Raw genomic sequence first — 27,000 nt, forward strand, 5'->3', positions numbered from 1 at the left:
CCGCGCTAATGCATCAGCTGCGACGTGCGATGTACCCGGCTGCCGGAGGCAATTTTTCTGGCGGGGAGATGTCGTTGACAATATTGACGGCGATGTCGATCGACCAGCTTGGGGCCGCCTGCCATTCGACCATACTGGATGAGGGGTTGAAGACGCACAGCCTGTCATCCCCCTTATCGGTGCTGCGAATGAAGGCAACGATGTCGGACGGGGTCTCCAGGAACCGGATCGACCCGTGATGCAGGGCCGGGGATGACTTGCGCCTCGCTATGAGCTGCCGGGTGAAGTTCAGCATGGAATCCTGATCGGTGTCCTGCTCATTGACAGCACACGGAATATGGGCTGGATCAACGGGCAGCCAAGGCTCGGCTGTCGAGAAGCCAGCGTGGAGCTTGGCGCTGTCCCACGGCACCGGCGTGCGGGCGCCATCGCGGCCCAGCGTTTCCGGCCAGTTGATGATCGCTTCTGGGTCTTGCAGCCGTTCAAAGGGGACGTCAGCCTGTACAAGACCCAGCTCCTCACCCTGATACAGGAAAGCATTGCCACGCAGGCTCATGAGAAGAAGCATGGCAAACCGGGTGTAATTCTCTACCGGGACTGTACCGGCCCAGCGTGAGACAGCACGTGGTGCATCATGGTTAGAGAATGCCCAGGACGGCCAGCCATCGCTCTCTCGCCACTCTATTGTCTTGGTGCGAACAAGATCTGCACTCAGTGTTTTTGCATAGAGATATTCGAAACTGTAGGCAGAGTTGAGGCGAGCCGCCCCTTCCGTATACATCTTCATCTCGGCGAGAGATTCATCGCCGGCGATCTCGGCGACGGTGAAAATGCCGTCATACAGATCCGTCAGCTCACGTATGCGCTCGAGGAAACCGGTAATTTCCGGGCGTGACTTGGAAAAGACATGATCCTGAAAGTCGAATGGCCGGGTCGGCGGACGGTGAAAGACACGAGCGGGCGGGTTATCCCGTAATTGCTGGTCATGCATACCGAAATTCAGGGCATCCAGTCTGAAGCCATCAACGCCGCGGTCCAGCCAGAAGCGGGCAACGTCCAGAAGCGCATCCTGTACTACCGGATTATGCAGGTTCAGGTCAGGTTGGGATTTCAGGAAATTATGCAGGTAATATTGCCGCCGTCTCGCATCCCACTCCCAGGAAGCGCCACCGAAAACCGATTGCCAGTTGTTGGGCGGCGAACCATCAGGCCTGGGATCAGCCCAGACATACCAGTCCGCCTTGTCGTTTTCGCGCGACTGCCGACTTTCCCTGAACCAGTCATGTTGATCGGACGTATGCGAATAAACCTGGTCGATGATGATTTTCAGACCAAGGCCATGGGCCTTTTCGACGAGCTCGTCAAAATCGGCGAGGGTGCCGAACATCGGATCTACATCACGATAATCTGCGACGTCATAACCGAAATCATCCATGGGTGAGGTGAAGAAGGGCGATAGCCAAATGCCATCTACGCCAAGTGACGCGATATAGTCGAGCTTCTCGATGCACCCCCGCAAGTCACCGATACCGTCCCCGGTCGTGTCGAGATAGCTGCGAGGATAGATTTGATAGATGACCGCACCGCGCCACCAGATATCGGTCTTATCGACGGAAGTATCAGAAATATCCATGATCGGTCGGTTCTCCTCAGGCTCTGAGTCTTACATCCAAGCGAGGGCGTCGTCACGCAATAGCTCGCGATGCCTCCAAAACAGCTCACTATATGCAGTCTAGTAGATGCGCTGTCAGCCTCGTAATGCGTGCGGGATTAGCGTAGGCTGTCCATCAAGTTTCTGTATGCTCTCAAGCGGGTTAAAAGGGAGAGGGGCACCATGCAGTATAGGGAGTTTCCACCATCAGATGAATTGTCGGATTGGGTGGAGAATCGCTGGGTGTTTGAGATTGACGAGGAAGTGCAGGCGCTCGAGCATGTTATAGTTCCTGACGGGACGATTTCCCTGTCCTGTGCAATCCTGCCTGGCATGCCGCCAATGCTCGCCATTGTCGGGCCGTCCGTGCTGGCCTATCGTCGGCCGGTAATGCCGGGGGCTGTCTATTGTGGGCTGCGGCTACGCGCAGGTGTTGCCGGCAGTATGTTGCGGCGAAACATCCGCACACTGGCAGGCCAGATCCTGCCGATGGCCGAGGCGTTTCCTGATCTATCCGAAGCCTTGGGCGCAGAACTGAAATACGGCCTTTCAGCCGACGATGGGCTGGATCTGCTTGGTCAGGTCGTGGCGAGGCTGATGCACCAGGCAGATCCTATTGATGCCCCGGTGCGTGACTATTGCGACCATATCGTCGCGGAACAGGGCGATGTTGTCCTGAAAACCCTTGCAGAGGCAGCGCCCCTTGGCGAACGTCAGTTGCGGCGCCGGTTCCTGTATCAGGTCGGATTGACAGCCAAGGAGTTTTCACGGCTGCGCCGCGTGCGCCATGCCTGTGCCTGCATTGTGCTGGGTAAAGGTACGCCAGCTTCGGCTTCTGGGCAGAGCGGCTTCTCCGACCAGTCGCATATGAGCCGGGAATTCCGACATGTTTTCGGATCGTCCCAGCGTCTAGTGACTGATTATCTGAGCAGCATTCGTCATCTGGGCCTTGCCTGATGTCCGTTTTGTTCAAGACGGAACCGCTGTGGCTTCTTATGTTGTAAGAACAGATTGGTACAAGGAGAGATCGATGAAGAGAGTTTTTACATCTCTGATGGCCGGCGGGATGGCCCTTGCCCTGTCCTGTGGGTTAGCGACGGCGCAGGAAAGCCCGCTCAGCGTGATGTGGGGCGAGTGGGAGGGGGCGGCGAATGGTGTTGGCCCTGATCGCCAGCCATTCACACTGACGCAGACAGAGCGTGTCGGCCCTATGCTGGACGGCGAGATCACCGTCGTCGAGGGCAGGGGATATGACGATGATGGTACAGTGTCGTTCAATGCTTTTGGTATCATCTCCCTGAACAGCCAGACCGGCGACTATGAAATGCGCAGCTATATGGATGGCCGGTCGGGCACCTATCCCTTTCGCCTTACAGACGATGGGTATGTCTGGGAAATCCCGGCAGGTCCCGAAGCTATCGTACGCTACACTGCCGTTATCGATGAAACGAGCTGGGTAGAGGTCGGGCAGTACATTGCCGAAGGGAACCCGCCAATAGAAGTCTTCCGCATGGAACTGACGCGGCGAGGCGATACCGACTGGCCATCGGCTGGCTATCTCCTTCCCTCTGCTGGGGAATGAGAAAAAGCCGGATACAGAAATCTGTACCCGGCTTTTCTCTTGCCTCGTTCGTTGGTGATCTATTGAATGCGTTCGACCTTTATGCCCTCTGCCTCGAGCAGGGCGGGGACACCATCGTCGCCGATCAGGTGGCCGGCGCCAACGATGATCACGGCTTCCTCATCACCTTCCATCAGCGTCCTGATTTCCTCGACCCAGGCTTTATTGCGCTTGACGATGAGCGTCTGATAGACCTCGTCGCTTACGTCAGCCATGGAATCGTTCACGATCTCGTCGAGGGTTTGGACGTCACCACTGCGCCAGGCATTAGCCATGTTTGTCATGACCTCGGGGCCTTCCTCGATCTGCTCGACAACCGTCACGAGCAGTTTTGCCTGCACGTCGTCCGGCATGTCGGCGAAAAACCTGATCTGCTGTTCCGCCGTTTCAAAGTAGCGCTCTTTCTCGTCATCGGTCTGCGCCATCATGATGGTCTCGACACCGCTCGCGGGATCGAAACCTGCAGCCTGCACCGAGACGACTGACAGTGTCAGATAAGCCAGCCACGGGCGGTAAGGCTCAAGCGTTGCCGGTGACATGCCATAGGAAGTGACTGCCGCATCAAACGCTGTCTTTTGCTCTTCCGTCAGGTAGGAGGATAAAGTCTTGCCTTCAGGGGCCGTGCCATATTGCAGGGCGAGGGTCTGCATCAGGGCTTGCGCCTCGGCATCCATCGCAAGCTCGTAATAATAATAGTCAGCCAGCGAAAGGGCCTTGTCGAGGGCTTCGGTCTGCCATGGCGCACCTTTATCCAGCAGGTGGATCGATCCGAACAGGTAGATCTCGCTGTCCTCGTCGCTTGCCTTCCACATTGCTGGCTCTGCTGCGGCGTGGCCGATCGCCAGCAGCGATGCCCCCAGTCCGATCAGAAATTTGCGCATGATATCCTTCCCTAGACGTCGTCTGGCGTTCACCTGGATATAAGCAGTGTTCTATTCTTCGCCAGCCGGCGTCGCTGTTTGCATGTTGCGATAGAAGTCAGACAGCACGTAAAATGCCTGTTTGCGCTGACCGGTCTCTGAAATCAGCCCCTTGCGGTTCCAGCCCTGCTGGTAGACGGGATGCTGGCGGCGGGGGGAGCGGAAATCCTTCAGGATCCACGGGGACATGCCCTTGAGATGCGGGATCTTCTCGCTCATCGCCAGCGTTGCGCGATAATAGTCCGCCTGAAAACTTTCCGAGAACTTGCGGCGGATTTCCTCATCGGCGAACCCGGCAAGCGCGCCGGCACCCAGTTCGGAAAAGATCATTGGTTTGTCGTGGCGCGATTCCCAGATGATATCATCGACACCGTCGAGGGCAGGACCACCATACCAGCCATTATAGGTATTGACCGCAAGGATATCGAGATTATCCGCTAGCGGATCGTCGATCCATGTTCTCATCGTGCCGTTGCGGGTTTCGCTTGTCGTGAGCAGGGCGGCGCTGACAAGGCGGCTGTCATCGCGCGTTCGCACATCGTCGATCAGCGTGCCAAGGAACCGGTTGCGGTCATCGCCGACGGGTGTTTCATTGGCGACACTCCATATGATGATGGAAGCGCGGTTCATGTCGCGTGTCATGTTTTCGGCCAGCATGGTGCGCGCCTCGGCGAGCGTGTCCGGATTGTCCCAGTCGATCAGCCAGTAGACGGGGATCTCGCTCCACACGAGCAGGCCCATCTCGTCTGCAAGACGTGTCGTCAGTTCCGAATGGGGATAATGCGCGAGCCGCACGAAATTGCCGTTCAGCCCGTCTTTTATCTCGGATAGTAGCGCCCGGATGGCCGGTTCCGTCATGATCCGGCCCGGATCGGCGCCCAGCTCCTCTTCATGCATGCTGATGCCACGCAGATAGATCGGCTCGCCATTCAGCAGGATATCCGTGCCGCTTGCTTCTATGGTGCGAAAGCCTATGCGCTCGGGCAGGGTATCGTTTCCGGCAGTGAAGGCAACATCGTACAGCGCGGGGCTCTCAGGTGACCAGAGCGACAAATCCTCAGGCGCAGGTGTGCTGCCCTGCCATACGCCATTGCGGTCGGTGCGGCCATCCAGTGTCAGGCCGAGGGCGTCGATAGTGACGCTGACATCCCGCCCGCCGGCGCGCGGGCCGTCGAGGGCAATCTCTGCCATGATGCTTCCATCCTTGCCGAGCCAGGCGCGGGCCTCGTCGATGAAAGTCTCCGGTGTATAGATCAGGCGCACGGGGCGGGTCAGGCCGCCATAGGTTTCCCAGTCCGTCACCGGGGGCGGCACTGTCTGGTCGGTGCGCTGGGCATCGACGCCGACGACCAGCAGGTTCTCGCCATCCTGCAACAGGTCCGTCACTTCAAAGGCGAAGGGGGTGAAGCCGCCGTCATGACGTCCGACAAGCTCGCCATTGAAATAGACATGGGCAGTGTAATTGGCCGCGCCGAATCGCAGGAAGGCGCGCTGGCCACTTTCCGGCGAGGCATCGAATTCGCGGGCATACCACATCAGCCCGTCATAATGGCGCAGTTCCGGCGCATGGTTGACCCACGAACCTGGCAGGGTGACGATCTTTTCCCGGCGCATGTCATATTCATAGCGGGCAGTCGGGTTCTCCCGGGTTACGCTTTCGACATCCGTGGTCTCATAGCGCCGGTGGCCAAGGCCCGGGCCATTGCCATGAAAGCTTTTCAGACCGTCGCGGTAGGGGTCGATGGAATAAGTCCAGGCGCCGGTCAGGTCTAGATGTTCGCGGCTGGCGGAGTTGGTCAGGACGATTTCGGGTCCGGGCGCGTCCTGACCGGTTGCCGTTGGCACCGTCAAGCCGCACAGAATGATAATTCCTGTTACAACATTGAATATTCTGCTCATTACGACGCCCTTTCCACAATCATGCGGCCACCTTGGCCGTAGTCTTTCGGCTTAGTCAATGCATGACTTGCGGGAGACAGGGGGATTGCTACTCGCGAAGTCTATAGGCGTATATTGCACCGCACACAAACTTGTTTGGCCCAAGCCCTCGGGTGGAGGAGTAAATAAAATTGATATAAATATCAGGGTATCACTCAATATATCACTGGTCCCTGTAAAACTCTGTTTGCAGATGATCGCACAGATGATGCTGCATGAATGCAACAATCCTGCAAATATGACCGGAAGGGGTTGCAGGGGCATTGCGCACTCCTGCGAAGGCTGCTAACGCTAACAGAATAACAAGGGAGGGCTGCGTCCTTCGGCTTACCGTGACGGCCGTTCGCATCAACCTCCTGTAAGGGAAGTAAACGCTCAGCGCTTACCGCTCATATACCACCGAAAGGTGGAATGTTTTCTTTTCTGCAAAAGCGATTTTGCAGAACGGGAAAGTATTGTGCCGATTTCCGAAAGTATTCGGGGTCGGATAGTGGCTCTGTATCTCTAGTGCCTCGGGGGCAGGTGAGATACCGGGAAGCAACAAAGGGAGGACTGAAAGTGAAAGAACTAGAACAGAAAAATCGTCTGCGCCGTACGGCGCTTATGGCGGGTGCATCCATGATAGTCATGGGCGCTTTCTCGCCGATGGCTATGGCCCAGGATGATGAAGCCGCCGATGATGATGTCATCGTCATTACCGGCATTCGTGGCGCTCTCGACCGCGCCATGGACGTCAAACGGAATTCCAATGGCGTTGTCGATGCGATTTCCGCAGAAGACATCGGCAAGTTCCCGGATACCAACCTCGCGGAATCGCTGCAGCGCATTACCGGTGTTTCCATCAACCGTGTTAACGGCGAAGGCTCCGAGATTACAGTTCGCGGCTTCGGTCCGGGCTTCAACCTCGTAACCCTGAATGGCCGTACCCTGCCGACTGCAGAAGTTTCTGCAATCGGTCAGCGTGGTAACTATGGCGCTGGTGGCGGCCGGAACTTCGACTTCTCGAACCTCGCTTCGGAAGGCGTTTCGGCGCTTGAGGTCTACAAGACCGGTCAATCCATTCTGCCGTCCGGCGGACTCGGTGCGACTGTAAACATTGCGACCCGTCGCCCGCTGGATACTCCGGGTGCGGAGGGCACTGTCGCCATCAAGGCGATGATGGACACGAGCAACGAGAATGGCGACGATATCACGCCGGAAATCTCGGGTCTCTATAGCTGGACGGACGATTCGGAACGCTTCGGCGTCTCGCTTTTCGGTGCCTATTCGCGTCGTGATTCCGGCGCGCCGACGATGCAGGTCAACGACTGGATCGTTCAGCGTTCCGAGGATGGCACGATCGGCTCCGGTTATGTGCGTGGTGACGGTTCTACGCAAATCACCAATGCACCAGCCGCTGGCCAGCTCTACGCGATTCCGCAGGACAGCCGTTATGACTTCTCTGACATCACGCGTGAGCGTATCAATGGTCAGGCTGTCGTTCAGTTCCGTCCGATGGATACGCTGACCCTGACGGGTGACTACACCTTCGCCCGTAACGAATCGGACGAACAGCGCTATGAACAGACCAACTGGTTCGCAACGCCCTTCGATCAGATCATATTCGACAATGACGGTCCTGTCGCTACCGCCGTGTTCCTGCAAGAGAACAATGACGGTACCAAGGATATCGGCTTCGAGCAGACCTATCGTGCAACCAAGGACGAGCTGGACTCCCTCGGCTTCAACGCCGAGTGGGAAATCACTGAGGGTGGTACTCTGGTTCTCGACGCGCACACGTCAACCGCCGAATCAGGTGGTAACGACCCGCTGGGGAACACGGCGACCTTCGTCGCTATCGGTGCTCCGGTCAATGTTCAGCACTCCGTCGATTTCCGCAGCGGCTATCCGATCCAGGACTACACGATCGATGATAGCGGCAAGGGCAACGGCAATGGCATGCTGGATGCCGGCGACCTCGGTTCGCAGGTTGGCCGTACCAGCGCCTCCAACATGAAGCACGAAGTCGACGAAATCGACCTGCGTTATGTATGGGAGTTCGACAACAGCTCGCTGACTGTCGGTGGTAACTATCGCGACACGACGATGACGCGGAATACCCGTACGACCCAGCAGGACCTTGGTTCGTGGGGCTTTGCAAACCCGCAAGACGTCGAACAGTTCGCGCCGGGCGTCGTTGAATCCTACTGCCTGTCCTGCCTGTTTGATGACCTGCCGGTCGGCAAGGCGGAAACGGCATTCCGGGCCGATGCAACGGAGCTTTATCCGCTTCTGTCCGCTGCCTACTCGCAAAATTCACTGAACCCGTCGACCAGCTATGACGTCGTTGAAGAAACGATTGCGGCGCTGTTTGCCCAGTTCCAGATGGAAGGCGAGTTCCTTGGTCGTCCGGCACGCCTGAACGCCGGTATCCGCTACGAGGAAACGGAAGTTAATTCCGCAACCGAACAGTCGGTGCCATCCGGCATTCTCTGGCTTGCTGACAACGACTTCCTCGTTCAGCAGTCTGGCGATCTGCAGGATGTCTCCGGTGAAGGTGAATATGATCACCTGCTGCCGAATATCGACTTCCAGGTCGATGTGACCGAAAATCTCGTTGCCCGTGGTTCTTACTCCAAGACCATCGGCCGCGTCGGTTACGGCAGCCTGTTTGCATCGACCACGGCCAACGCTCCGAACCGTCCAACGGTTCTCGGTGGTCAGGTTACCGGTAGCTCGCAAAACCCGGGCCTTCTGCCGCTCGAATCCGACAACTTCGACCTGTCGCTTGAATATTACTATGGTGATACGAGCTACGTGTCTGTCGGTTACTTCGACAAGAATGTCCGTAACTTCATCGGTACGGGCGTTGTAGACCGCAACCTGTTCGGTCTGCGCGACCAGACATCCGGCGCTGCCGGTACGCGTTCGGGCGATGCTCTGGACATCATCGGCGATCTTGGTGTCGATGCTTCCGAAGCTAACCTGTTCACGCTGGTTGCCCTGATCGACGCCAATGGCGGCAACCGCGCCGCCGCTCAGGCCGAGTTCGAGGCGAACCTCGTCAACGGTGCTCTACCGCAGAGCTATGTAGACCAGATCCTGACTGCCTACGATGTATCTCCCGCTTCGGATGATCCGCTCCTGACCTTTGCGGTCCAGCAGCCGATCAACAACCGCGAAGGCAACATCAATGGTTGGGAACTTGCCTGGCAGCACTTCTTCGGTGACACCGGCTTCGGCTTCGCCGCCAACTACACGATCGTGGACGGCGACGTCGATCTCGACCCGGCTTCGGATCCGAACGAGAACCAGTTCGCACTGGTCGGTCTGTCCGATACGGCCAACTTCACGGCGATTTACGAGAACTACGGCTTCTCGGCTCGTCTGGCCTATAACTGGCGTGATACCTTCCTGTCAGCGACCAACCAGACCGGTGACCGGTCCGGCGTCTATGTTGAGGACTATGGCCAGTTCGACCTGAATGTAAGCTATGATGTGACGGACCAGTTTGTCGTTTCATTCGAGGCGATCAACATGACTGGTGAGGACCAGCGCACTTATCACCGCGTACCGGAACAGTTCTACTACGGTTACGAATTGTCCCCGCGCTACAACATTGGTGCGCGCTACCGGTTCTAGTTCGGTTGCGAACAGGACTATCTACAAAGACGAGGGGAAGGCCGCTGTTCGCAGCGGCCTTTTTCCTCGCCCATGGTTTTTCTCAGGGGCGCCTTGTGTCGCGGTTGAGAAGCTGGCCGGTTTGTTTCATCATGAGCAAACGGGCAAAATCATCAAAAGGGCTGGCATGGCAAAGGAACTGCTGAACAATGTCGATCATCACGACCTGAAGATCCGCACGGGTCACGGGCCGCAATTCGGCGATAACGTCAACATGGTGATCACTTTCCCGACCGAGTTCGCCGATATGCAGCGCGAATACCCCATCCTTTTTCGCAAGGATGCCAATGACGAATTGATCTGTGTTGCGCTTCTTGGTCTCGACAAGGGGGAAAACCTCTATCTCGACGGCGATGGCTGGCGTGCACGGTATATCCCGGCAATCCAGCAGCGCGGGCCATTCCTGATCGGCTTTCAGGAACGCGAAATCGATGGCGAAGCCGTCCGGGAGGCGATGGTGCATGTCGACATGGATCATCCGCGCATCAGCCATGACGAGGGCGAGCCCGTCTTCCTGCCACAAGGGGGCAACTCACCCTTCCTTGAACGGATCAACAAGGTGTTGAACGTCATTCACCAGGGCGTCGAATTTACAAAGCCGATGTTCGAGGCGTTCGAGGAGGCAGGCCTGATCGAGCCCTGCAAGATAGAGATCAAGCTGTCAGACCGCGAACAATATAACCTGCAGGATTACTACCAGATCAACGAACAGAAGCTGGGCGATCTCCCTGGCGAGATGCTGGAAAAACTGAATCGCAGAGGCTTCCTTGCTGCTGCCTATATGGTCACGGCATCGCTGGGCAATATGAGGCACCTGATCTATCTCAAGAATCGCAAGCGGGCTGCTGCAGAAAGCCCGGCCTAGCCGTGCAGAGTTGAGGATCGATGGCCAATATCACGCGCAAGGTGAAGGAAGTCGAGGGAATTGACCCCCAGGCGATTCCGTATGACGCGCTGGTGGAGGCGGGAGAGCCGGTCATCCTGAAAGGTGTCGCCCAAGGCTGGCCGCTGGTGCGCGAAGGTTTGCAATCGCCACAGGCGGCGATGGACTATCTCCTGAAATTCTATCAGGGCCGGCCCGTCGTCGGATCAACCGGGGATGCCTCGATGAAGGGGCGGTTCTTCTACAACGAAGATGTGACCGGGCTGAACTTCCGGGCCACCCGCGTTCGGCTGGACGACTATCTGAGCGGGATCCGCGATCATCTGGGGCAGGACGACGCGCCGCATTACTATATCGGCTCGACCGATCTCGATCTCTATCTGCCTAGCTTCCGCACAGAAAACGATCTTGTGCTGAACAATCAGATGTTTGAGCGTCATCCGCCACTCGCCAGCATCTGGATCGGCAATCGCACAATCGCCAGCGCCCATCATGACATGTCCTATAACCTCGCGTGTTGTGTCGCCGGTCGAAGGCGCTTCACCCTGTTCCCTCCGGAACAGGTCGACAATCTCTATCCCGGCCCGCTGGAGCCGACGCCGGGCGGGCAGGTCGTCAGCATGGTCGACTTCGATGAGCCCGATTACGAGCGCTATCCGCGCTTCCGGCAGGCTGAAGCGGCAGGCCAGGTCGCCGAGATGGAGCCGGGGGACGTACTCTATTATCCGGCGCTATGGTGGCACCATGTAGAAGCGCTCGCCGACTTCAACATTCTCGTCAATTACTGGTGGAACATGACACCAGCTTTCATGGATACGCCGCAAAACACGTTGCTGCACGGGCTGCTCAGCCTGCGTGATCGTCCGCAGGCAGAAAAAGACGCGTGGAAGGCGATGTTCGACTATTATGTCTTCGGGCCTGCCGAGCGGGCGGGGGAGCATTTGCCGGCGCATGCCCGTGGGCCGCTGGGCCCGTTCGATGACATGCAGGCCCGCCGCCTCAGGGCATTCTTGCTGGGCAAGCTGAACCGCTGATTGGGGAGTAGATAGTGGCAGAGCAACGTGTAAAACGGGTCATTATCGCAGGCGGGGGCACTGCCGGGTGGATCGCCGCTGCCGCGCTTGCAAGGTCTCTCGGCCCGCTGCTTGAAATCACGCTGGTCGAGTCCGACGATATCGGCACGGTCGGCGTGGGTGAGGCAACGATCCCCACCCATCGCACCTTTCACAACTTTCTGGGCATCGACGAGCAGGAATTCATGAAGGCGACGCAGGCGACCTTCAAGCTCGCCATTGCGTTCGAGAACTGGGCCCGCGATGGCGACCGCTATATCCACTCCTTCGGTGAGGTAGGGCGAGGCACATGGGTTGCCGACTTCCACCATATCTGGCTGCAGGGACGGGGCGAGGGTGTCGCGGAAGGTATCGGCGAATACTGTTTCGAGCTGAAAGCCGCCGAAGCAGGCAAGTTCTATACCTCCGACAAGGCACCGCTCAGCTATGCCTATCATCTCGATGCCAGCCTCTACGCGAAATATCTGCGCAAGCTGGCAGAGGAAAAAGGCGCGACACGGATCGAAGGCAAGATCAAGAGCGTGGAGCGTGATGGGGATAGCGGTGATATCGCTGCCATTGTGCTGGAATCCGGCCAGCGCATAGAAGGTGATCTGTTCATCGACTGTACCGGCTTCCGCGCGCTCCTCATGGAGCAGACGCTGGAGACGGGCTATGAAGACTGGAGCCACTGGCTGTTTACCGACAGTGCTTTCGCCGTGCAGACGCAGGCGGTGCGCGATCCCATTCCGTACACCCGCGCAATCGCCCATGATGCAGGCTGGCAATGGCGCATTCCGTTGCAGCACCGGGTCGGTAACGGCCTGATCTACTGCAGCGAAGATCTTGAAGCCGATGCCGCGCGCCAGCGCCTGCTTGATAATATTGAAGGCGAGACGATTACCGAGCCGCGCCTGATCCGCTACAAGACCGGTCGCCGTAACAAAGTATGGAACCGGAACTGCGTTGCGCTTGGACTATCTAGCGGCTTTCTCGAACCTCTGGAATCGACCAGCATCCACCTTATCCAGCTGGGCATCACCAAGCTGATACAGATGTTCCCCTTCGGCGGCATCACGCCGGGCTTGCGGGACCGCTATAATCGTCAGACACAGGATAATCTGGAGCATATCCGCGATTTCCTGATCCTGCATTACAAACTGACCGAGCGGGACGACAGCCCGTTCTGGCGGCGGTGCCGGGACATGGAGATACCCGATACGCTGAAGACTCGCATCGAGCTGTTCAGGGAGCAGGCCATGGTGTGGAAGGATCAGGACGATTTGTTCCAGATCGATTCATGGCTTCAGGTCATGCTTGGCCAGCGCCTCAGCCCGGCGGCGCACCATCATATCGGGCGCCTGATGAGCCGCGATCAGCTAGGCAGGTCCCTGGCCAACATGAAAGGCCAGATCGCCGATGCGGTCGGCAAGTTACCGACCCATCGACAGTTTATCGAGAAGTATTGCCCGGCACCGAAGCCCTAGGCCGTAAGCCAGTTAGCCCTGCTCAGGCGCGCCTGCACCGCCAAGGGCGAGGTACAGCGCGACCGCATTTGAAGCTCGTTCCTGCTGTGCAGCGATCAATGCCTGGCGGGCCTGATAGACTGTACGCTGTGCATCGAGGACGGAGAGATAGGAATCAATCCCTTCGCGAAGGCGCAGTTCAGACAGTTCCAGCGCCCGCTCATTGGCGTTGACGAAATTCTCCAGTGAGGCAATCCGCCGGTCGATCGTCTGCGACACGGCAAGGGCATCGGCGGTCTCCCGGAAGGCAGACTGGATCGCCTGCTCATACTGGGCGAGGGCGATATCACGCTGGGTCTTGGCGAGCCTGAGATTGGCCCGGTTTGCGCCACCGGAAAAGATCGGCACACTGACAGAAGGCGTAAAGCTCCACACTCCGGTGCCGTCGGTGAACAGGCCATCGAGCTCTGTCGAGGTATACCCTGCACTGCCGGTCAAGGTGATGCGTGGGAAGAAGGCGGCCCGCGCTGCACCGATATTGGCATTGGCCGCTTCCAGCGTGCGTTCGGCAGCCAGCACGTCGGGCCGGGTCAGCAACACGTCGGAGGAACGGGTAATGGCCAGGTCTGTACTGACTGGAGCTGGCAGCAGTTCGGCCTCGTCCATTACCGTTTCCGGCACGGGCGCGCCGGTCAGGAGGATGAGCGCATTGCGCGCCTGCGCGACCAGCGCCTCGTAGCGGGCGATATCGGCGCGGGAGGTCTCCACGCTGCCGAGCGCCCGGCGATAGTCAAGCTCGTTGGCGGCGCCGGCTTCGAACAGTTGTTGCGTCAACGCCAGCGATTCTTCCTGCGCGTCGGCGGTGTCGATGGCAAGAGCCAGCAGCCGCTCGTTAGTGGCGAGGCTGATCCAGGCATTTGCTACGGTGCCGATCAGGGTCAGCTCGGCATTGCGGCGGTTTTCTTCTGCGGCAAAATATTGCTGCAGCGCTTGCCGGTTGAGAGAGTTTACGCGTCCGAACAGGTCCAGCTCGTAGGCAGTGGTCGCCAGCTGGGCGGAGGCCTGGTCGACCTGCTGGAAGGCAACGGAGGGGTCTTGCGCAGATCCGCCTTCATCGAACACTTCGCGTTCCGTTGCGCTGGCGCTGGCAGAGATAGTCGGATAACGGGCCGCCCCTGTGATGCCGTAGCGGGCACGGGCAGCCTGCACATTCAGCGTGGCAACGCGCAGGTCGCGATTGTTGACGAGTGCCGTCTCGATCACCTGTTGCAGGGCAGGATCGGTGAAGACACTGCGCCAGTCTGCACCAATGATGGCAACGCTGCCATCAACGTCACCGACGGGCAGGGCGACCGGCACCGGCGCATCGGGGCGCTCATAGTCCGGCGCCAGGGAGACACAGCCCGACAGGGCGATGGCGCTAACCGCGACAAGGGCAAGGATCTTTTTCATTACACGATATCCTTCAAATCATTCTGCCGGCTGTAACGAGGCGGACGGTTCATCTTCTGCGCCCGGCTTTTTCAGCGGCTTGGCACCCGTCAGCTTGCGGATGATCACGTAGAACAGCGGGGCGAAGAACACGCCGAAAACCGTCGCCGCGATCATCCCGCCAAGCACGGCGGAGCCGATGGCAACACGGGCTGCCGCGCCGGCACCGCTCGACAGGGCGAGCGGGATGACACCGAAGCCGAAGGCGAGCGAGGTCATCAGGATCGGGCGGAAGCGCATGCGCACCGCTTCCAGCGTTGCCTCGATCAGTTCCTTGCCTTCCTCTTCCAGCAGCTTGGCGAATTCCACGATCAGGATCGCGTTTTTCGAGGCGAGGCCGATCGTGGTCAACAGGCCGACCTGGAAGAAGATGTCATTGGAAAGGCCCCGGAAATAGGCAGAGAGAAGCGCGCCGATAATGCCCAGCGGCATGATCAGGAGGACCGAAATTGGCACGGTCCAGCTTTCATACAGCGCGGCAAGGCACAGGAACACGACCAGGATCGACAGGGCATAGAGCAGCGGCGCCTGGTTGCCGGATGTCTGTTCCTGAAGGGACAGCCCGGTCCACTCAAAGCTGATGCCTTGCGGCAGCTGACCGATGATGTTCTCGATCTCGTTCATCGCTTCGCCGGAGGAATAGCCCGGGGCTGCCTGACCCTGAATGTTCAAGGCCGGCACACCATTATAGCGTTGCAGCTGCGGGGAGCCGTAGGTCCATTCAGCTGTGGTGAAAGCGCTGAGCGGGATCATCTCGCCTTCATCATTACGGACCCGCAGGTCGGCGATATCTTCCGGCATCATGCGATGCGGGGCATCTGCCTGAACATAAACGCGCTTGATCCGTCCACGGTCGATATAGTCGTTGACGTAAAGGCCACCAATCGCGACCGATAGCGTGGAGTTCACCTGCGCGATATTGAGGCCGAGAGCCTGTGCCTTTTCAAAATCGACGCTGATATTGTATTGCGGATTGTCTTCCTGGCCGTTGGGGCGAACGCCCATCAGCTTCGGATTCTGTCCCGCCATGCCGAGCAACTGGTTGCGGGCATCAAGGAGAGCATCATGGCCAAGGCCACCGACATCCTGAAGATAGAGGTTGAAGCCGGAAGAGTTGCCAAGCTCGCTGATTGGCGGCGGCACGATGGTAAAGACCATGCCTTCCGTGATCTGGGAGAAGCGACCCATGGCTTGTCCGGCCAGATCCTGGGCGCTGATGTCGCGGTCTTTCCAGTCCTTCAGGCGTATAAAGGCAAGGCCCATATTCTGGCCCTGGCCCGCGAAAGAGAAGCCGGATGCCGTGAAGAGGCCCATCACCGCATCGCCCTGTTCTTCAAGGATATAAGTGCGGATTTCTTCCATCACTTCTTCCGTACGCTCCATGGAGGCGGAGGGCGGCAGCTGGACGAGGGCAATTGCACCGCCCTGGTCTTCGTCCGGCAGGAAGGATGTCGGGATACGTGTCGACAACAGCCCTGCGAAGACCAGCAACAGCACGAACACACCGACGAACAGCCAGCGGCGGCGAATGATCCGGTCCACGGTTGCCTCATACCATTCGGTCAGGCTGTTGAAGGAGCGGTTGAACCAGTCGGCAGGGCGGGAAACGAGACCACGCCAGCCCTTTTTCTCGGTCGGCTCATGCGTGGCATCCTTGTGCTTGAGCAGGTTGGCACACAGGGCAGGCGACAGCACGATGGCAACGACAACCGACAGGATCATCGCGGAAACGATGGTGATCGAGAACTGGCGATAGATGATGCCGGTTGTTCCAGGGAAGAAGGCCATCGGTACGAACACGGCCGACAGCACAACTGCAATGCCGATCAGGGCGCCGGTGATCTGGTCCATGGATTTGCGTGTTGCTTCGCGTGGCGGCAAGCCGTCCTCCGACATCACGCGCTCGACGTTTTCCACGACGACGATGGCGTCATCGACGAGAAGGCCGATGGCGAGAACCATGGCAAACATCGTCAGTGTGTTGATGGAAAAGCCGAAGGCAAGCATGATCGCGAAGGTACCGAGCAGCACGACCGGTACGGCGATCATCGGCACCAGCGTCGCGCGGAATGATTGCAGGAAAACCAGCATGACCAGGAAGACAAGGAAAACGGCTTCATAAAGCGTTTTTTCGACTTCGTGGATCGACTTGTCGATGAACGGTGTGGAATCGACCGGATAGATGATCTCGACGCCCGGGGGCAGCGTGTTCTCCGTCAGCTCGGTCACGCGCTCGCGCACAGCCTCTGCCGTGTCCAGCGCATTTGCGCCGGTGGCAAGCTGTACGGCAAAACCAGTCGCGACCTTGCCGTTCCACTTGGCGACGCGACTATATTCGGCAGCGCCGACCTCGACCCGGGCAACGTCCTCGAGCCGCACGGTCGCGCCGCTCTCGGTCGTCAGCAGGGTGATGTCGCGGAACTCCTGCGGTGTCTGCAGCAGCGATTGAAGCGTGATTGTCGCGGTGATCTGCTGGCCCTCGACGAACGGGGCAGCACCAATCGCACCGGAGGACACCTGGGTGTTCTGCTCACGGATCGCCTGGACAACGTCGGAAGGCGTCAGGTTGAACTGTGTCAGCTTGTCGGTGTCGAGCCAGACACGCATGGCATATTCTGCACCAAACCGCTGGATGTTGCCGACACCCTCGATACGGCTGACCGGATCGATCAGGGTGGAGGAGGCGTAGTCGGCGAGGTCAGCCTCGGTGTAGCCATAGCTGTCATCGGCCGCGACGAGGCCCACGATGATCAGGAAGCCGGCATTGGCCTTGGCAACCGTGATGCCCTGGCGCTGGACCTGTTCCGGCAGCAGCGGCGTTGCGCGGGCAAGCTTGTTCTGTACCTGGACCTGCGCAATGTCAGGATCGGTGCCGCCGGAGAAGGTCAGGGTGACGTTGGCAGCGCCAGAGGACGAAGAGGAGGAGGAAAAATATTCCAGCCCGTCAAGACCGGTCATCTGCTGTTCGATGATCTGGGTGACGGAGTCCTCGACTGCCTTTGCAGACGCCCCAGGATAGACGGCGGAGACGCTGACGCTCGGCGGTGCGATATCAGGATATTGTGCAACCGGCAGGATGCGCAGGGAGATGATCCCCGCCAGCATGATGACGAGCGCGATGACCCAGGCGAAGACGGGCCTGTCGATAAAAAACTTGGCCATGATGTATTAGTCCTTGTCTTGCCTAGTTCGCAGCGTTGGTACCGGCGCCAGCAGGGCCACTGCCTTGCTGGCCCGCACCCTGTGGGCCTGCATCGTTGACGACCGCCACAGGCACGCCGGGGCGCAGCATCATCAGGCCGCTGACGATAAGTTCCTCTCCCTCGGAAAGGCCGCTGGTGACGATCCAGTCGCCGGAGCGAGCAGTTTCGACCGTCAGCATGCGCTGTTCGGCGGTGCCTTCCGGGCTGACAACATAGGCGAAAGCTTCACCCTTTGGCGTGCGCTGTACGGCAGCTTGCGGCGCGAGGATCGCGTTCTCATATTCGCCGACCGGCAGGCTGGCGCGCACGAACGAGCCGGGAAGGATATAATTGTCCGGGTTCGGTACAGTTGCGCGGATGACAACAGTGCCTGCGCGTTCGTCAATGCTGACCTCGGTAAATTCCAGTTCGCCTTGTCGGTCATAGACCGTGCCGTCTTCCAGCGTGATGGTCACCGGAACATTACCTTCGCCGGTCGAGGCCATGCGGCCCTCGGCCATCTGGCGGCGCCAGGAGAGAAGATCGGCGGAGGAGGCGGTCAGGTCGACATAGACCGGGTCGAGCTGTCGGATAGTTGCCAGTGCCTGTGCCTGATTCTGGGTGACGAGGGCACCTTCCGTAACAGCGGAGCGGCCGATCTGGCCATCGATGGGGGCGCGGATGACCGAGCGCTCGAGATTGGTGCGGGCTGTTTTCAGCGCAGCCTGCTGCATGCCGACATCGGCCTCTGCCTGACGGGCAGCAGCGACGGCTTCGTCATATTGCTGCTGGCTTACGGCATTGTTCTCGACAAGGCGCTCGAAACGGGCAGCTTGCTGGCGGGTAACCTCAGCCGTTGCCTGGGCGCGGGCGAGGGCAGCCGCGGCGCTGTCGACAGCGGCGCGATATTCAGTGTCCTCAATGCGATAGAGCGGGTCGCCGGCGGCGACTTCACCACCTTCGATAAAGATACGCTCCTCGATCAGGCCAGTCACCTGCGGGCGGATCTCGGCAATGCGATAGGCGCTTGCTCGGCCCGACAGGGTTTCGGCCAGTTCGACGCTCGCATCATCCAGCGTAATCGTTTTGACCTGTGTCGCCTGTTGGCCTGGAGGGGCCTCCTGAGCCTGCGATTGCTGGTCGCTGCAGCCTGTCATCACAACGCCAAGCATGGCGAGGGACAATGTGGCGGCTAGACCTGACTTGAAGGAGCCTTTGACGGGGAGGGCGTATCTGGCTGGCATGTAATGTAATTCCCGCTTGAAAATTCACCGAATAGATAGATATTCAGTCTAGAATGAACATTCGATCTAAATATTTCCTTACGAATGTCAATCGCTGCAGTGCAAAAAATTTGACGGTCCCCGCGACGGGATATAGGCAAGAAAGATGGTAATGACAGACGATCAGGCCGCAGAAGCCGAACCAGTCACCAAAAAAGATCAGGCCTTACAGGCTGCTGCACGGTGTTTCGTGGAAGAAGGCTTTCACGGCTCCAGCATGTCACGCATTGCCAAGGCCGCCAAAATGAGCGTCGGCCATATCTATCACTATTTCGCGAGCAAGGACGAGATTATTGCCGCCATCGTGCGCGAGGAGGAAATCAAGGCAGATGAGAAGCTCGCCTATTTCCGCAGCCTGCCGGCGGAGGCACTGCACGAGGCGCTGATTACCAAGATCGATGAGGCGGCCTGTCATCTGTCTGACATGTTCCACTCGGTCCTTATGCTGGAGATCCTGGCAGAGGCGGCACGCAATCCCGAGATCGCCCGGATCGTGCAGGAACTGGATACATCCATGCGCAACGGTTTCATCGAGATTATTGGCCAGCGCATGGGGCTTAGTAATGCCGAAGCCCGCGTAGAGGTTCTTTTCTCGGTCATTGGTGGTCTGGCCATTCGTGCCATCCGCAACCCGGATTTTGATCGCCGGAGTGTTGTTCCGGTCATCGAAGGTGTGATCGGACAGATCCTCAGCGAACATTAAAGCGAAGCCTCCGCTACTCCGCAGAGCCGTAACTCCTCAGAGCAAAGTCCCTGCCGGGGCATTCTTCGCTTAAATTCGATTCACGGGATCGATCATCGCCCGCCTTCACGTCGTTTCGGCGCGGCAGCCTTCGCTGGCCTGCCGAGCCGTAGCTCGTCAGAGCGAAGGCTGGTGGGTCCGGAGGGACTCGAACCCCCAACCTAGCGGTTATGAGCCGCCAGCTCTAACCAATTGAGCTACAGACCCCCTATGCGTGACCGTAGAAGAGGGCTTACGCCCGGCCGGTCCCGGAGAGTTCTGCCCTATAGCAGTTTCGTTTCTCCCTTGGAAGCCTGAAAGCCCGATTGAGATGGCAGTTGGTGGTGGCCAGGGTCGTCTCTCCTTGACGGCCAGAAAGAGGCGCTGGCGATTGAGCCGTCGTCGAGGAGCAACATAGGCAGAGCATGCGGCACGCAAGATCACTGTTGCAGAAATCCCATAGGTTTTTGTTTTGGCGTATTGCCGGAGAAAAATATTGATCCGCCTGTTGACTTATTATCGCTGAGGCGTATGTGTCCGGCTCCCGCATCAGGGCGGGAAGAGGAAGAAGATCATGAAACCGGCTGTTCTACTGGCCCAGTACGAGATGAGCGATGCAGCGCTGGCGCTTGGCACCTTTAATGGTGGCCAACCCGCAAGCCTGTTCGACGCTTCGTGTGCGTATCGCCCAGCGGGCGAGCGGCCACAGGAGGGTTTCGTGATGAGGCGGTAGTCCGTACCGCCCATATCCGCAAGCAAGCGGATGTCCGAACCCTTCAGGCGATGCCTCGGAGGGTTTTTTATTGCCTGAATTTCACAGGAAAGTGAAGGAAATCAAGCATTTAGCCGCCAACAAGAGGAGAGATTATCATGGCGGAAACTGAAAATTTCGAAGTGATGGAAACCGGCGGGGTGCCGGTGAAGGCATGGGTCAAGGGCGTGCCCGTGGAAGAGGAAGCACGGATGCAGCTTGGCAATGTCGCGCGGCTGCCCTTCATCCACAGCCACGTCGCGGCGATGCCCGACGTCCATTTCGGGCGCGGCGCGACCGTCGGGTCTGTCATCGCCACCAAGGGCGCGATCATTCCGGCTGCGGTCGGTGTCGACATCGGCTGCGGCATGATGGCGATGCGTACCAGTCTGGGTGCTGATCAATTGCCGGACAGCCTTGCGCTGATCCGGAACGACATGGAGCGCACCGTGCCCCATGGCGGGATCGGCGCGAAGGGCGGGTGGTCGCGCGGCGTACCCAATGCCGTCGGCACGCGCTTTGTCGAGTCCGGTCTCGCCGACCGCCTGAAGGTGATCGAGGACAGGCATCCGAAGATCGCCGGGGCGAACCACGTGATCCATCTCGGCACGCTCGGGACCGGTAACCACTTCATCGAGCTGTGTCTCGACGAGGAAGACCGTGTCTGGGTGATGTTGCATTCCGGATCGCGCGGGGTGGGCAACCGTATCGGCACCTATTTCATCGAGCGGGCCCGTGAAGCGCTGAACAAGCGTGGCTACGGCATCCCCGACAAGGACCTGTCCTGGTTCGAGGAAGGCGAAGACCTCTTTGCCGACTACACCGAAGCGGTGCTGTGGGCGCAGGACTTCGCCCGTGCCAACCGCGAGGTGATGATGGAGCGGATCCTGTCGAGCCTGCGCCATCGCCTGCCGGCGTTCACCGTCGAGAAGGCGGCCGTCAACTGCCACCACAACTACGTGGCACGCGAACGGCATTTCGGCGCCGATGTCTGGGTGACCCGCAAGGGCGCCGTGCGCGCCGGAGACGGTGAGCTTGGCATCATTCCGGGGTCGATGGGGGCGAAATCCTTCATCGTCCGCGGAAAGGGGAATGAGCAGTCCTTCTGCTCATGTTCCCACGGAGCCGGGCGGCGCATGAGCCGTACGGCAGCGAAAAAGGCCTTCACGCTCGACGATCACCGACGGGCAACCGAAGGCGTCGAATGCCGCAAGGACAAGGGGGTCATCGATGAGACGCCCGGCGCCTACAAGGACATCGACGCTGTGATGGCCGCGCAGACCGACCTGGTGGAGATCGTCCACACGCTCAAGCAGGTGGTGTGTGTAAAGGGATAGGGACAGCGGAATTCGCCGCTTTCCCATGTCCGGGGGGCGGCGAAGCATGAGAGCGCCGCCCCCAAAGTTTTTTTTAAGCCGGTTCTTCGGGCTTGCTTTTACTCTCGGTTTTTTTGCGCGTCGGTCCGACACTGGCGCCAAGCAGCAGGAGCCTGGCCTGTTCCTGCCACCTGTCTCGTGTGATGCGGCCGGGGAAGCCGAGCCGGTTGTCGAGCCAGGCGATCTCCTGCTCCGTCCAGTGAGCGATCTGGGCGTAGTAATAAACACCGAGGTCGTTCAGCAGCTTTTCATAGCGCGGGCCGATGCCGCTGATCCGTTGCAGGCTGTCCGGGTCGCCCTTGTCGGGCTGGTCATAGAGAACGGGCATGACCGGGTTCATCGCGCCCGGTGTCGGCGCCGGGGGTGGCGGCACGTCCGTTTTTGGCAGGGTGCGTTCCGGCGCCATGCGGCTCGGATGGGATTCTTTTTCCTCGGTGTGATGCTCGCGCTTCCAGAACAGCCACCAGCCCATGAACAGGCCGAGCAGGAAAGCGAGGGCGAGCAGGATCCACATATGCCAGGCAAGCCAGATCATTCTTCCTGTTCTCCTGCTTCTTCCAATTCTGCATCGCTGCTATCGTCCTCAACCAGCGTTCCTGGCATGAGATTGATTGCGGTGGTGATAGTCAACCCGGTGGGGTAGGCGGCGAGAGGTTCCCGTGCAAGGTCTGCGGTGGCCACGTCAACAGCAAGCCCGCTTAAGGTGAACTCGGCGTCATGCGCCTCGACCTGTCCGGTTTCCAGATGGCTGAGGGCGGCGAGTGACAGGCTGGCGGCCCGGGTCCAGTCGCCTTCCGGCGCGCCGCGGGCGACCTGCATCAGGTCTTCTACAGGTCCCTCGAACAGGCTTTCGGCCTCTGCCACAAGGGCGAGGCGCACCCGGTCATCCGGCACGAAGCCGACGAGCGTCACACCCTCACCATCGGCAAGGCTCGCCGACCAGGTGAAGGGCGCGGCGACCGGCGGGGCGGCGTCGAGCATGGTCTCGAAGCGAACGCGGGAAATATCGACAGAGGTAATGCCACCCCCGACATAGCCACCCGCCCAGACGGAGGTGCGTACAAGGGTGGCGGCAGCCTCTGCGGCTTCTGCATCCGGTGCCGTGCCGGAGAGGACCGCTTTCTGGCCATTCATGGTCACATTCGCCCAGCCGACCCCGGCTTCGGTCAGGCTCGCAAGTGCTGCCTCGCGCAAGGCCTGCTCGGCGGCCTCGACGCCCATATTCTCCAACCCGGCCCGTGCTGGCCACTGGCTGTGGATGCCACCATAGCCGAGCAGCAGGAAAAGCGCCGTGCCTGCCAGAATTTTCAGCGTCATCTGCCCGTCATGTCCTTCATGGGTTGCGCGGCGCCTTACATACAACAGCGGGGCTGACGGCGTAAGCCCCGTAAGTCCCTGTAAGTATCTGCATCTAAAGGCATGTTCGGGGAGGGGACGGGCAAATCTCGACTGCGCGCCAACTGCATCGCAGCATTGCAAGCCAAATCCGGCTTGCCTAGGTTTCAGGCAACGACGGGACGGGCTTGCCGCAAGGCATCCGCGCCCCACGTCCAGACAAGCTCCAGGAAAGGACATATCCGTCATGGCAGACGCTTATATTTACGACGCCGTCCGCACCCCGCGCGGCAAGGGCAAGCCCGATGGCGCCCTGCATGAAATCACCCCGGTCCAGCTCGCCGCCCAGGTTCTCGAGGCTGTGCGCGACCGCAACGATCTCGACACTGAAAATGTCGACGACGTCATCCTCGGCTGCGTGATGCCGGTGGGCGAGCAGGGCGCGAACATCGCCCGCACCGCCGTGCTGCAGGCCGACTACGCCCAGACGACCGCCGGCGTGCATGTGAACCGCTTCTGCGCCTCGGCGCTGGAAGCGACCAACATGGCCGCGGCCAAAGTCATGTCCGGCGAGGCCGATATGGCAATCGGCGGTGGCGTTGAATCGATGTCCCGCGTGCCCATGGGCTCCGATGGTGGGGCGATGGTTTCCGACCCGGCAGTGGCGATCAAGAACTACATCGTGCCGCAGGGTATCTCCGCCGACATCATCGCGACCAAATACGGCATCTCCCGCGACGATGCCGACGCCTATGCGGTGGAAAGCCAGAAGCGCGCCGCCAAGGCATGGGAAGAGGGCCGGTTCAAGGGCTCCATCGTGCCGGTGAAGGACGTGCTCGGCCTGCCGGTTCTGGATCATGACGAGACTGTCCGTCCGGACACGGACATGCAGAAACTGGGCTCGCTCAACCCGTCCTTCGCCATGCTGGGCGAGATGCCGGGCTTTGACTATGTCGCGATCCAGAAATATCCCGAGCTTGAAAAGATCAACCACGTCCACCACGCGGGCAATTCATCCGGCATCGTCGACGGTGCCGCGGCGATCCTCGTCGGCTCGAAGGAAATCGGCGAGAAGCTGGGCCTGAAGCCGCGTGCCAAGATCCGCGCCATGGCATCGGTCGGGTCGGAACCGACCATCATGCTGACCGGGCCGGAATTCGTCACGCAAAAGCTGCTGAAACGTGCCGGCATGGACAAGAAGGACATCGACCTTTGGGAGCTGAACGAGGCGTTTGCCTCGGTCGTCCTGCGCTACATGCAGGCGATGGACCTCGACCATTCGGAGATCAACGTCAATGGCGGCGCCATCGCCATGGGCCACCCGATGGGCGCGACCGGCGCGATGATCCTGTCGACGGCGCTCGACGAGCTGGAACGCTCCGGCAAGGAAACTGCGCTCGTCACGCTGTGCATCGGCGGCGGCATGGGCACGGCAACCGTCATTGAACGCGTTTAATTCAGGGTACGGAGATATATCATGTCATATGAAACCATCAAATTCGACGTCGACAGCGACGGCATCGCCCTGATCACCATCGATCTGCCTGACCAGTCCATGAATGTCTGGAACGCGCAGCTGATCGAAGATTTCGAAAAGGCGGTCGACGAAGTCCTGTCCAATGACGACATCAAGGGCGCGGTTATCGCGTCCGGCAAGGAGTCGGGCTTCATGGCCGGTGCTGATCTGCGCATGCTCGGCGATTCTTCGGAGAACCCGTCCGTGCAGGAAGTGTATGAGGGTGCGACGCGCCTCAACAAGCTGTTCCGCAAGATGGAGACGGGAGGCAAGGCCTCGAAAGACCTGTCCAAGGGCGCTTACACCAAGCCGTTCGCTGCGGCGATCAACGGCCTCGCCCTCGGCGGCGGGCTGGAGGTCTGCCTCGCCTCCCATTACCGCGTCGCCTCGGACTCGCCGAAGGTTCAGATCGGCCTGCCGGAAGTGCTCGTCGGCCTGTTGCCGGGTGCCGGTGGCACCCAGCGCGTGCCGCGCCTTGCCGGTATCCAGAACGCCATGCAGATGTGCACGACCGGCTCTTCGATGAAGGCGGAGCAGGCGAAATCGCAGAACCTGATCCACGACATCGTGCCCCATGACGATTTGGTCGCGAAAGCGAAGGAATGGGTGAAGGCCAACCCGAAAGTGCGCCAGCCCTGGGACGAGGCGAAGTTCAAGTTCCCCGGCGGGCAGGGTGCGATGGACCCGCGCGTCGTGCCGATCTTTGCCGGCTCCGCGGCGATGGCCCAGAAGCAGACCTTCCACAACATGCCGCAGGTCGACAAGATCCTGTCCTGTATCTACGAGGGCTCGATCGTGCCGATCGATGTCGCCCTGCGTATCGAGAGCAAGTATTTCACCTCGCTCCTTCTCTCCGACCAGACCCAGAACATGATCCGCACCCTGTTCATCAACAAGCAGGCGGCGGAAAAGGGCATGGCCCGGCCGAAATCGGTCGATCCGGTCAAGCTGACCAAGGTCGGCGTTCTCGGCGCCGGCATGATGGGGGCGGGCATCGCCTATGTCACCGCCCGTTCCGGGATGGAGGTCGTGCTGCTCGACCGCGATGTCGATGCGGCGGAGAAGGGCAAGGACTATTCCCGCAAGCTCAACGACAAGGGCATCTCGAAAGGCAAGCTGACCAAGGGCAAGTCCGAGGAAATGCTGGCCCGGATCAAGACCACAGCCGACTATGATGACCTGAAAGATGTCGACCTGATCATCGAGGCCGTATTCGAGGACCCGAAGGTCAAGGCAGACGTGATCAGGAAGACCGAAGCCGTCATCGGCAAGGATGTCGTCTTCGCGTCGAACACCTCGACCATCCCGATCACGTCGCTGGCGAAGAATTCAGAGCGTCCTGACCAGTTCATCGGCATTCACTTCTTCTCGCCGGTCGACAAGATGCCGCTCGTTGAGATCATTCCGGGCGACGCGTCCGGCGACCTGCCGCTGGCGGCAGCCCTCGACTACGTCAAGGCGATCAAGAAGACACCGATCGTCGTTTCCGACACGCGCGGCTTCTACTGCAACTCCGTTGTTGTTCCCTATCTGAACGAGGCGGCGCGCATGGTGAAGGAGGGGATCAACCCGGCCCTCATCGATAATTGCGCCCGCAATCTCGGCATGCCGGTCGGCCCGCTCGCCCTGATGGACGAGACGAGCCAGGAGCTTGGCTACAAGATCATGATGTCGGCGCGCGAGGAGATGGGCGATGCATATCAGCCAACCGGTGTCGATGACCTGCTTGAAAAGTTCGTCGTCGAGCTTGGCCGCAAGGGCCGCAAGTCCGGGGGTGGCTTCTATGAATATCCGGAAGACGGCGGCAAGAAATATATCTGGCCGGGCCTGAAGGATCACTTCCCGCTCGCCGACAACCAGCCGAGTGCTGAGGAAGTCGAAGAGCGCCTGCTGTTTATCCAGCTCGCCGCCGTCGCCAAATGCTACAGCGACGATGTCGTTCATGATCCGCAGTCTGCCGATCTCGGCGCCATTTTCGGCTGGGGCTTTGCACCCTGGACCGGCGGGCCGATGAGCTATATCGACACGATCGGTGTCGAGGACTATGTGCGCCGCGCAGATGCGCTGGCCCAGCAGCATGGAGAGCGCTATGCACCACCGGCGTCATTCCGCAAGAAGGCGGAAGAGGGCGGCAAGTTCTACGCTGCTGCCTAA

General features: G+C 59.5%; 19 protein-coding genes and 1 tRNA gene. 11 read left to right on the plus strand and 9 right to left on the minus strand.

The window, feature by feature from the left end; genetic code table 11:
- Positions 1-13 precede the first annotated feature (13 nt).
- Positions 14-1,633, minus strand: coding sequence for an alpha-glucosidase (locus FF098_RS02735; protein ID WP_155137031.1), 1,620 nt, complete (start codon positions 1,631-1,633; stop codon positions 14-16).
- 201 nt (positions 1,634-1,834) lie between these two features.
- On the opposite strand from FF098_RS02735, the gene FF098_RS17910 reads away from it, so the two are divergent.
- Positions 1,835-2,608 (plus strand): helix-turn-helix domain-containing protein, encoded by a 774-nt coding sequence (locus tag FF098_RS17910; protein ID WP_155137034.1) that lies wholly within the window; start codon positions 1,835-1,837, stop codon positions 2,606-2,608.
- Between the two features lie 73 nt (positions 2,609-2,681).
- Positions 2,682-3,233 carry a DUF1579 domain-containing protein gene (locus FF098_RS02745; RefSeq protein ID WP_155137037.1) on the plus strand — a complete coding sequence of 184 codons (552 nt, stop codon included), beginning with the start codon at positions 2,682-2,684 and terminating at the stop codon, positions 3,231-3,233.
- 59 nt (positions 3,234-3,292) lie between these two features.
- Here FF098_RS02745 and FF098_RS02750 read toward each other — a convergent pair whose 3' ends face one another.
- Complete coding sequence (locus FF098_RS02750; RefSeq protein WP_155137040.1) at positions 3,293-4,153, minus strand: TraB/GumN family protein; 861 nt, start codon at positions 4,151-4,153, stop codon at positions 3,293-3,295.
- A 51-nt stretch (positions 4,154-4,204) separates the two neighbouring features.
- Positions 4,205-6,091: a glycoside hydrolase family 2 protein gene (locus tag FF098_RS02755; RefSeq protein WP_155137043.1), complete on the minus strand. Its 1,887-nt coding sequence runs from the start codon at positions 6,089-6,091 to the stop codon at positions 4,205-4,207.
- A gap of 597 nt (positions 6,092-6,688) precedes the next feature.
- Between FF098_RS02755 and FF098_RS02760 the strand changes: the two genes are divergently transcribed.
- From FF098_RS02760 to FF098_RS02775, 4 genes are all read left to right on the plus strand, one after another.
- A complete protein-coding gene (locus FF098_RS02760) occupies positions 6,689-9,751 on the plus strand; it encodes a TonB-dependent receptor (protein ID WP_205967350.1) in 3,063 nt (1,020 codons plus the stop codon).
- A gap of 166 nt (positions 9,752-9,917) precedes the next feature.
- Positions 9,918-10,655: a SapC family protein gene (locus FF098_RS02765; protein ID WP_155137046.1), complete on the plus strand. Its 738-nt coding sequence runs from the start codon at positions 9,918-9,920 to the stop codon at positions 10,653-10,655.
- A gap of 20 nt (positions 10,656-10,675) precedes the next feature.
- Positions 10,676-11,707, plus strand: a complete 1,032-nt coding sequence (locus tag FF098_RS02770) for a cupin-like domain-containing protein (protein ID WP_155137049.1) — start codon at positions 10,676-10,678, stop codon at positions 11,705-11,707.
- A gap of 14 nt (positions 11,708-11,721) precedes the next feature.
- Positions 11,722-13,212 carry a tryptophan halogenase family protein gene (locus FF098_RS02775; RefSeq protein ID WP_166426285.1) on the plus strand — a complete coding sequence of 497 codons (1,491 nt, stop codon included), beginning with the start codon at positions 11,722-11,724 and terminating at the stop codon, positions 13,210-13,212.
- A gap of 12 nt (positions 13,213-13,224) precedes the next feature.
- Here FF098_RS02775 and FF098_RS02780 read toward each other — a convergent pair whose 3' ends face one another.
- Genes FF098_RS02780 through FF098_RS02790 form a run of 3 tightly spaced genes read right to left on the minus strand, consistent with a single transcriptional unit; the run spans position 13,225 to position 19,108 of the window.
- Positions 13,225-14,643: an efflux transporter outer membrane subunit gene (locus FF098_RS02780; protein WP_155137052.1), complete on the minus strand. Its 1,419-nt coding sequence runs from the start codon at positions 14,641-14,643 to the stop codon at positions 13,225-13,227.
- An 18-nt stretch (positions 14,644-14,661) separates the two neighbouring features.
- The gene (locus FF098_RS02785) at positions 14,662-17,844 is read right to left on the minus strand and encodes an efflux RND transporter permease subunit (RefSeq protein ID WP_155137055.1); all 3,183 of its coding nucleotides are present in this window, start codon (positions 17,842-17,844) and stop codon (positions 14,662-14,664) included.
- Between the two features lie 22 nt (positions 17,845-17,866).
- Complete coding sequence (locus FF098_RS02790) at positions 17,867-19,108, minus strand: efflux RND transporter periplasmic adaptor subunit (protein WP_155137058.1); 1,242 nt, start codon at positions 19,106-19,108, stop codon at positions 17,867-17,869.
- A gap of 151 nt (positions 19,109-19,259) precedes the next feature.
- On the opposite strand from FF098_RS02790, the gene FF098_RS02795 reads away from it, so the two are divergent.
- Positions 19,260-19,850: a TetR/AcrR family transcriptional regulator gene (locus FF098_RS02795; RefSeq protein ID WP_166426286.1), complete on the plus strand. Its 591-nt coding sequence runs from the start codon at positions 19,260-19,262 to the stop codon at positions 19,848-19,850.
- A gap of 169 nt (positions 19,851-20,019) precedes the next feature.
- Here the strand turns inward: FF098_RS02795 and FF098_RS02800 are convergent.
- A tRNA-Ile gene (locus tag FF098_RS02800) sits at positions 20,020-20,096 on the minus strand.
- A 346-nt stretch (positions 20,097-20,442) separates the two neighbouring features.
- Between FF098_RS02800 and FF098_RS02805 the strand changes: the two genes are divergently transcribed.
- Together FF098_RS02805 and FF098_RS02810 are read left to right on the plus strand one after the other, a co-directional pair.
- Positions 20,443-20,601: a hypothetical protein gene (locus FF098_RS02805; RefSeq protein WP_155137065.1), complete on the plus strand. Its 159-nt coding sequence runs from the start codon at positions 20,443-20,445 to the stop codon at positions 20,599-20,601.
- A 137-nt stretch (positions 20,602-20,738) separates the two neighbouring features.
- On the plus strand, positions 20,739-21,956 hold the full coding sequence (locus FF098_RS02810) for an RtcB family protein (RefSeq protein ID WP_166426287.1): 1,218 nt from the start codon (positions 20,739-20,741) through the stop codon (positions 21,954-21,956).
- Between the two features lie 73 nt (positions 21,957-22,029).
- Here the strand turns inward: FF098_RS02810 and FF098_RS02815 are convergent, their stop codons facing one another.
- Positions 22,030-22,530: a hypothetical protein gene (locus FF098_RS02815; RefSeq protein WP_155137068.1), complete on the minus strand. Its 501-nt coding sequence runs from the start codon at positions 22,528-22,530 to the stop codon at positions 22,030-22,032.
- A complete protein-coding gene (locus FF098_RS02820) occupies positions 22,527-23,312 on the minus strand; it encodes a BON domain-containing protein (RefSeq protein WP_155137071.1) in 786 nt (261 codons plus the stop codon). Before FF098_RS02820 ends, FF098_RS02815 begins: the two co-directional genes overlap by 4 nt.
- A 265-nt stretch (positions 23,313-23,577) precedes the next feature.
- Here FF098_RS02820 and FF098_RS02825 point away from each other — a divergent pair, with 265 nt between their 5' ends.
- Together FF098_RS02825 and FF098_RS02830 are read left to right on the plus strand one after the other, a co-directional pair.
- Positions 23,578-24,786, plus strand: a complete 1,209-nt coding sequence (locus FF098_RS02825) for an acetyl-CoA C-acetyltransferase (protein ID WP_155137074.1) — start codon at positions 23,578-23,580, stop codon at positions 24,784-24,786.
- A 21-nt stretch (positions 24,787-24,807) separates the two neighbouring features.
- Positions 24,808-27,000, plus strand: a complete 2,193-nt coding sequence (locus tag FF098_RS02830) for a 3-hydroxyacyl-CoA dehydrogenase NAD-binding domain-containing protein (protein ID WP_155137077.1) — start codon at positions 24,808-24,810, stop codon at positions 26,998-27,000.

Origin of the sequence: Aquisalinus luteolus, assembly GCF_009712425.2 — a bacterium.
In the GTDB taxonomy this organism is placed as follows: Bacteria; Pseudomonadota; Alphaproteobacteria; order Caulobacterales; family Parvularculaceae; genus Aquisalinus; species Aquisalinus luteolus.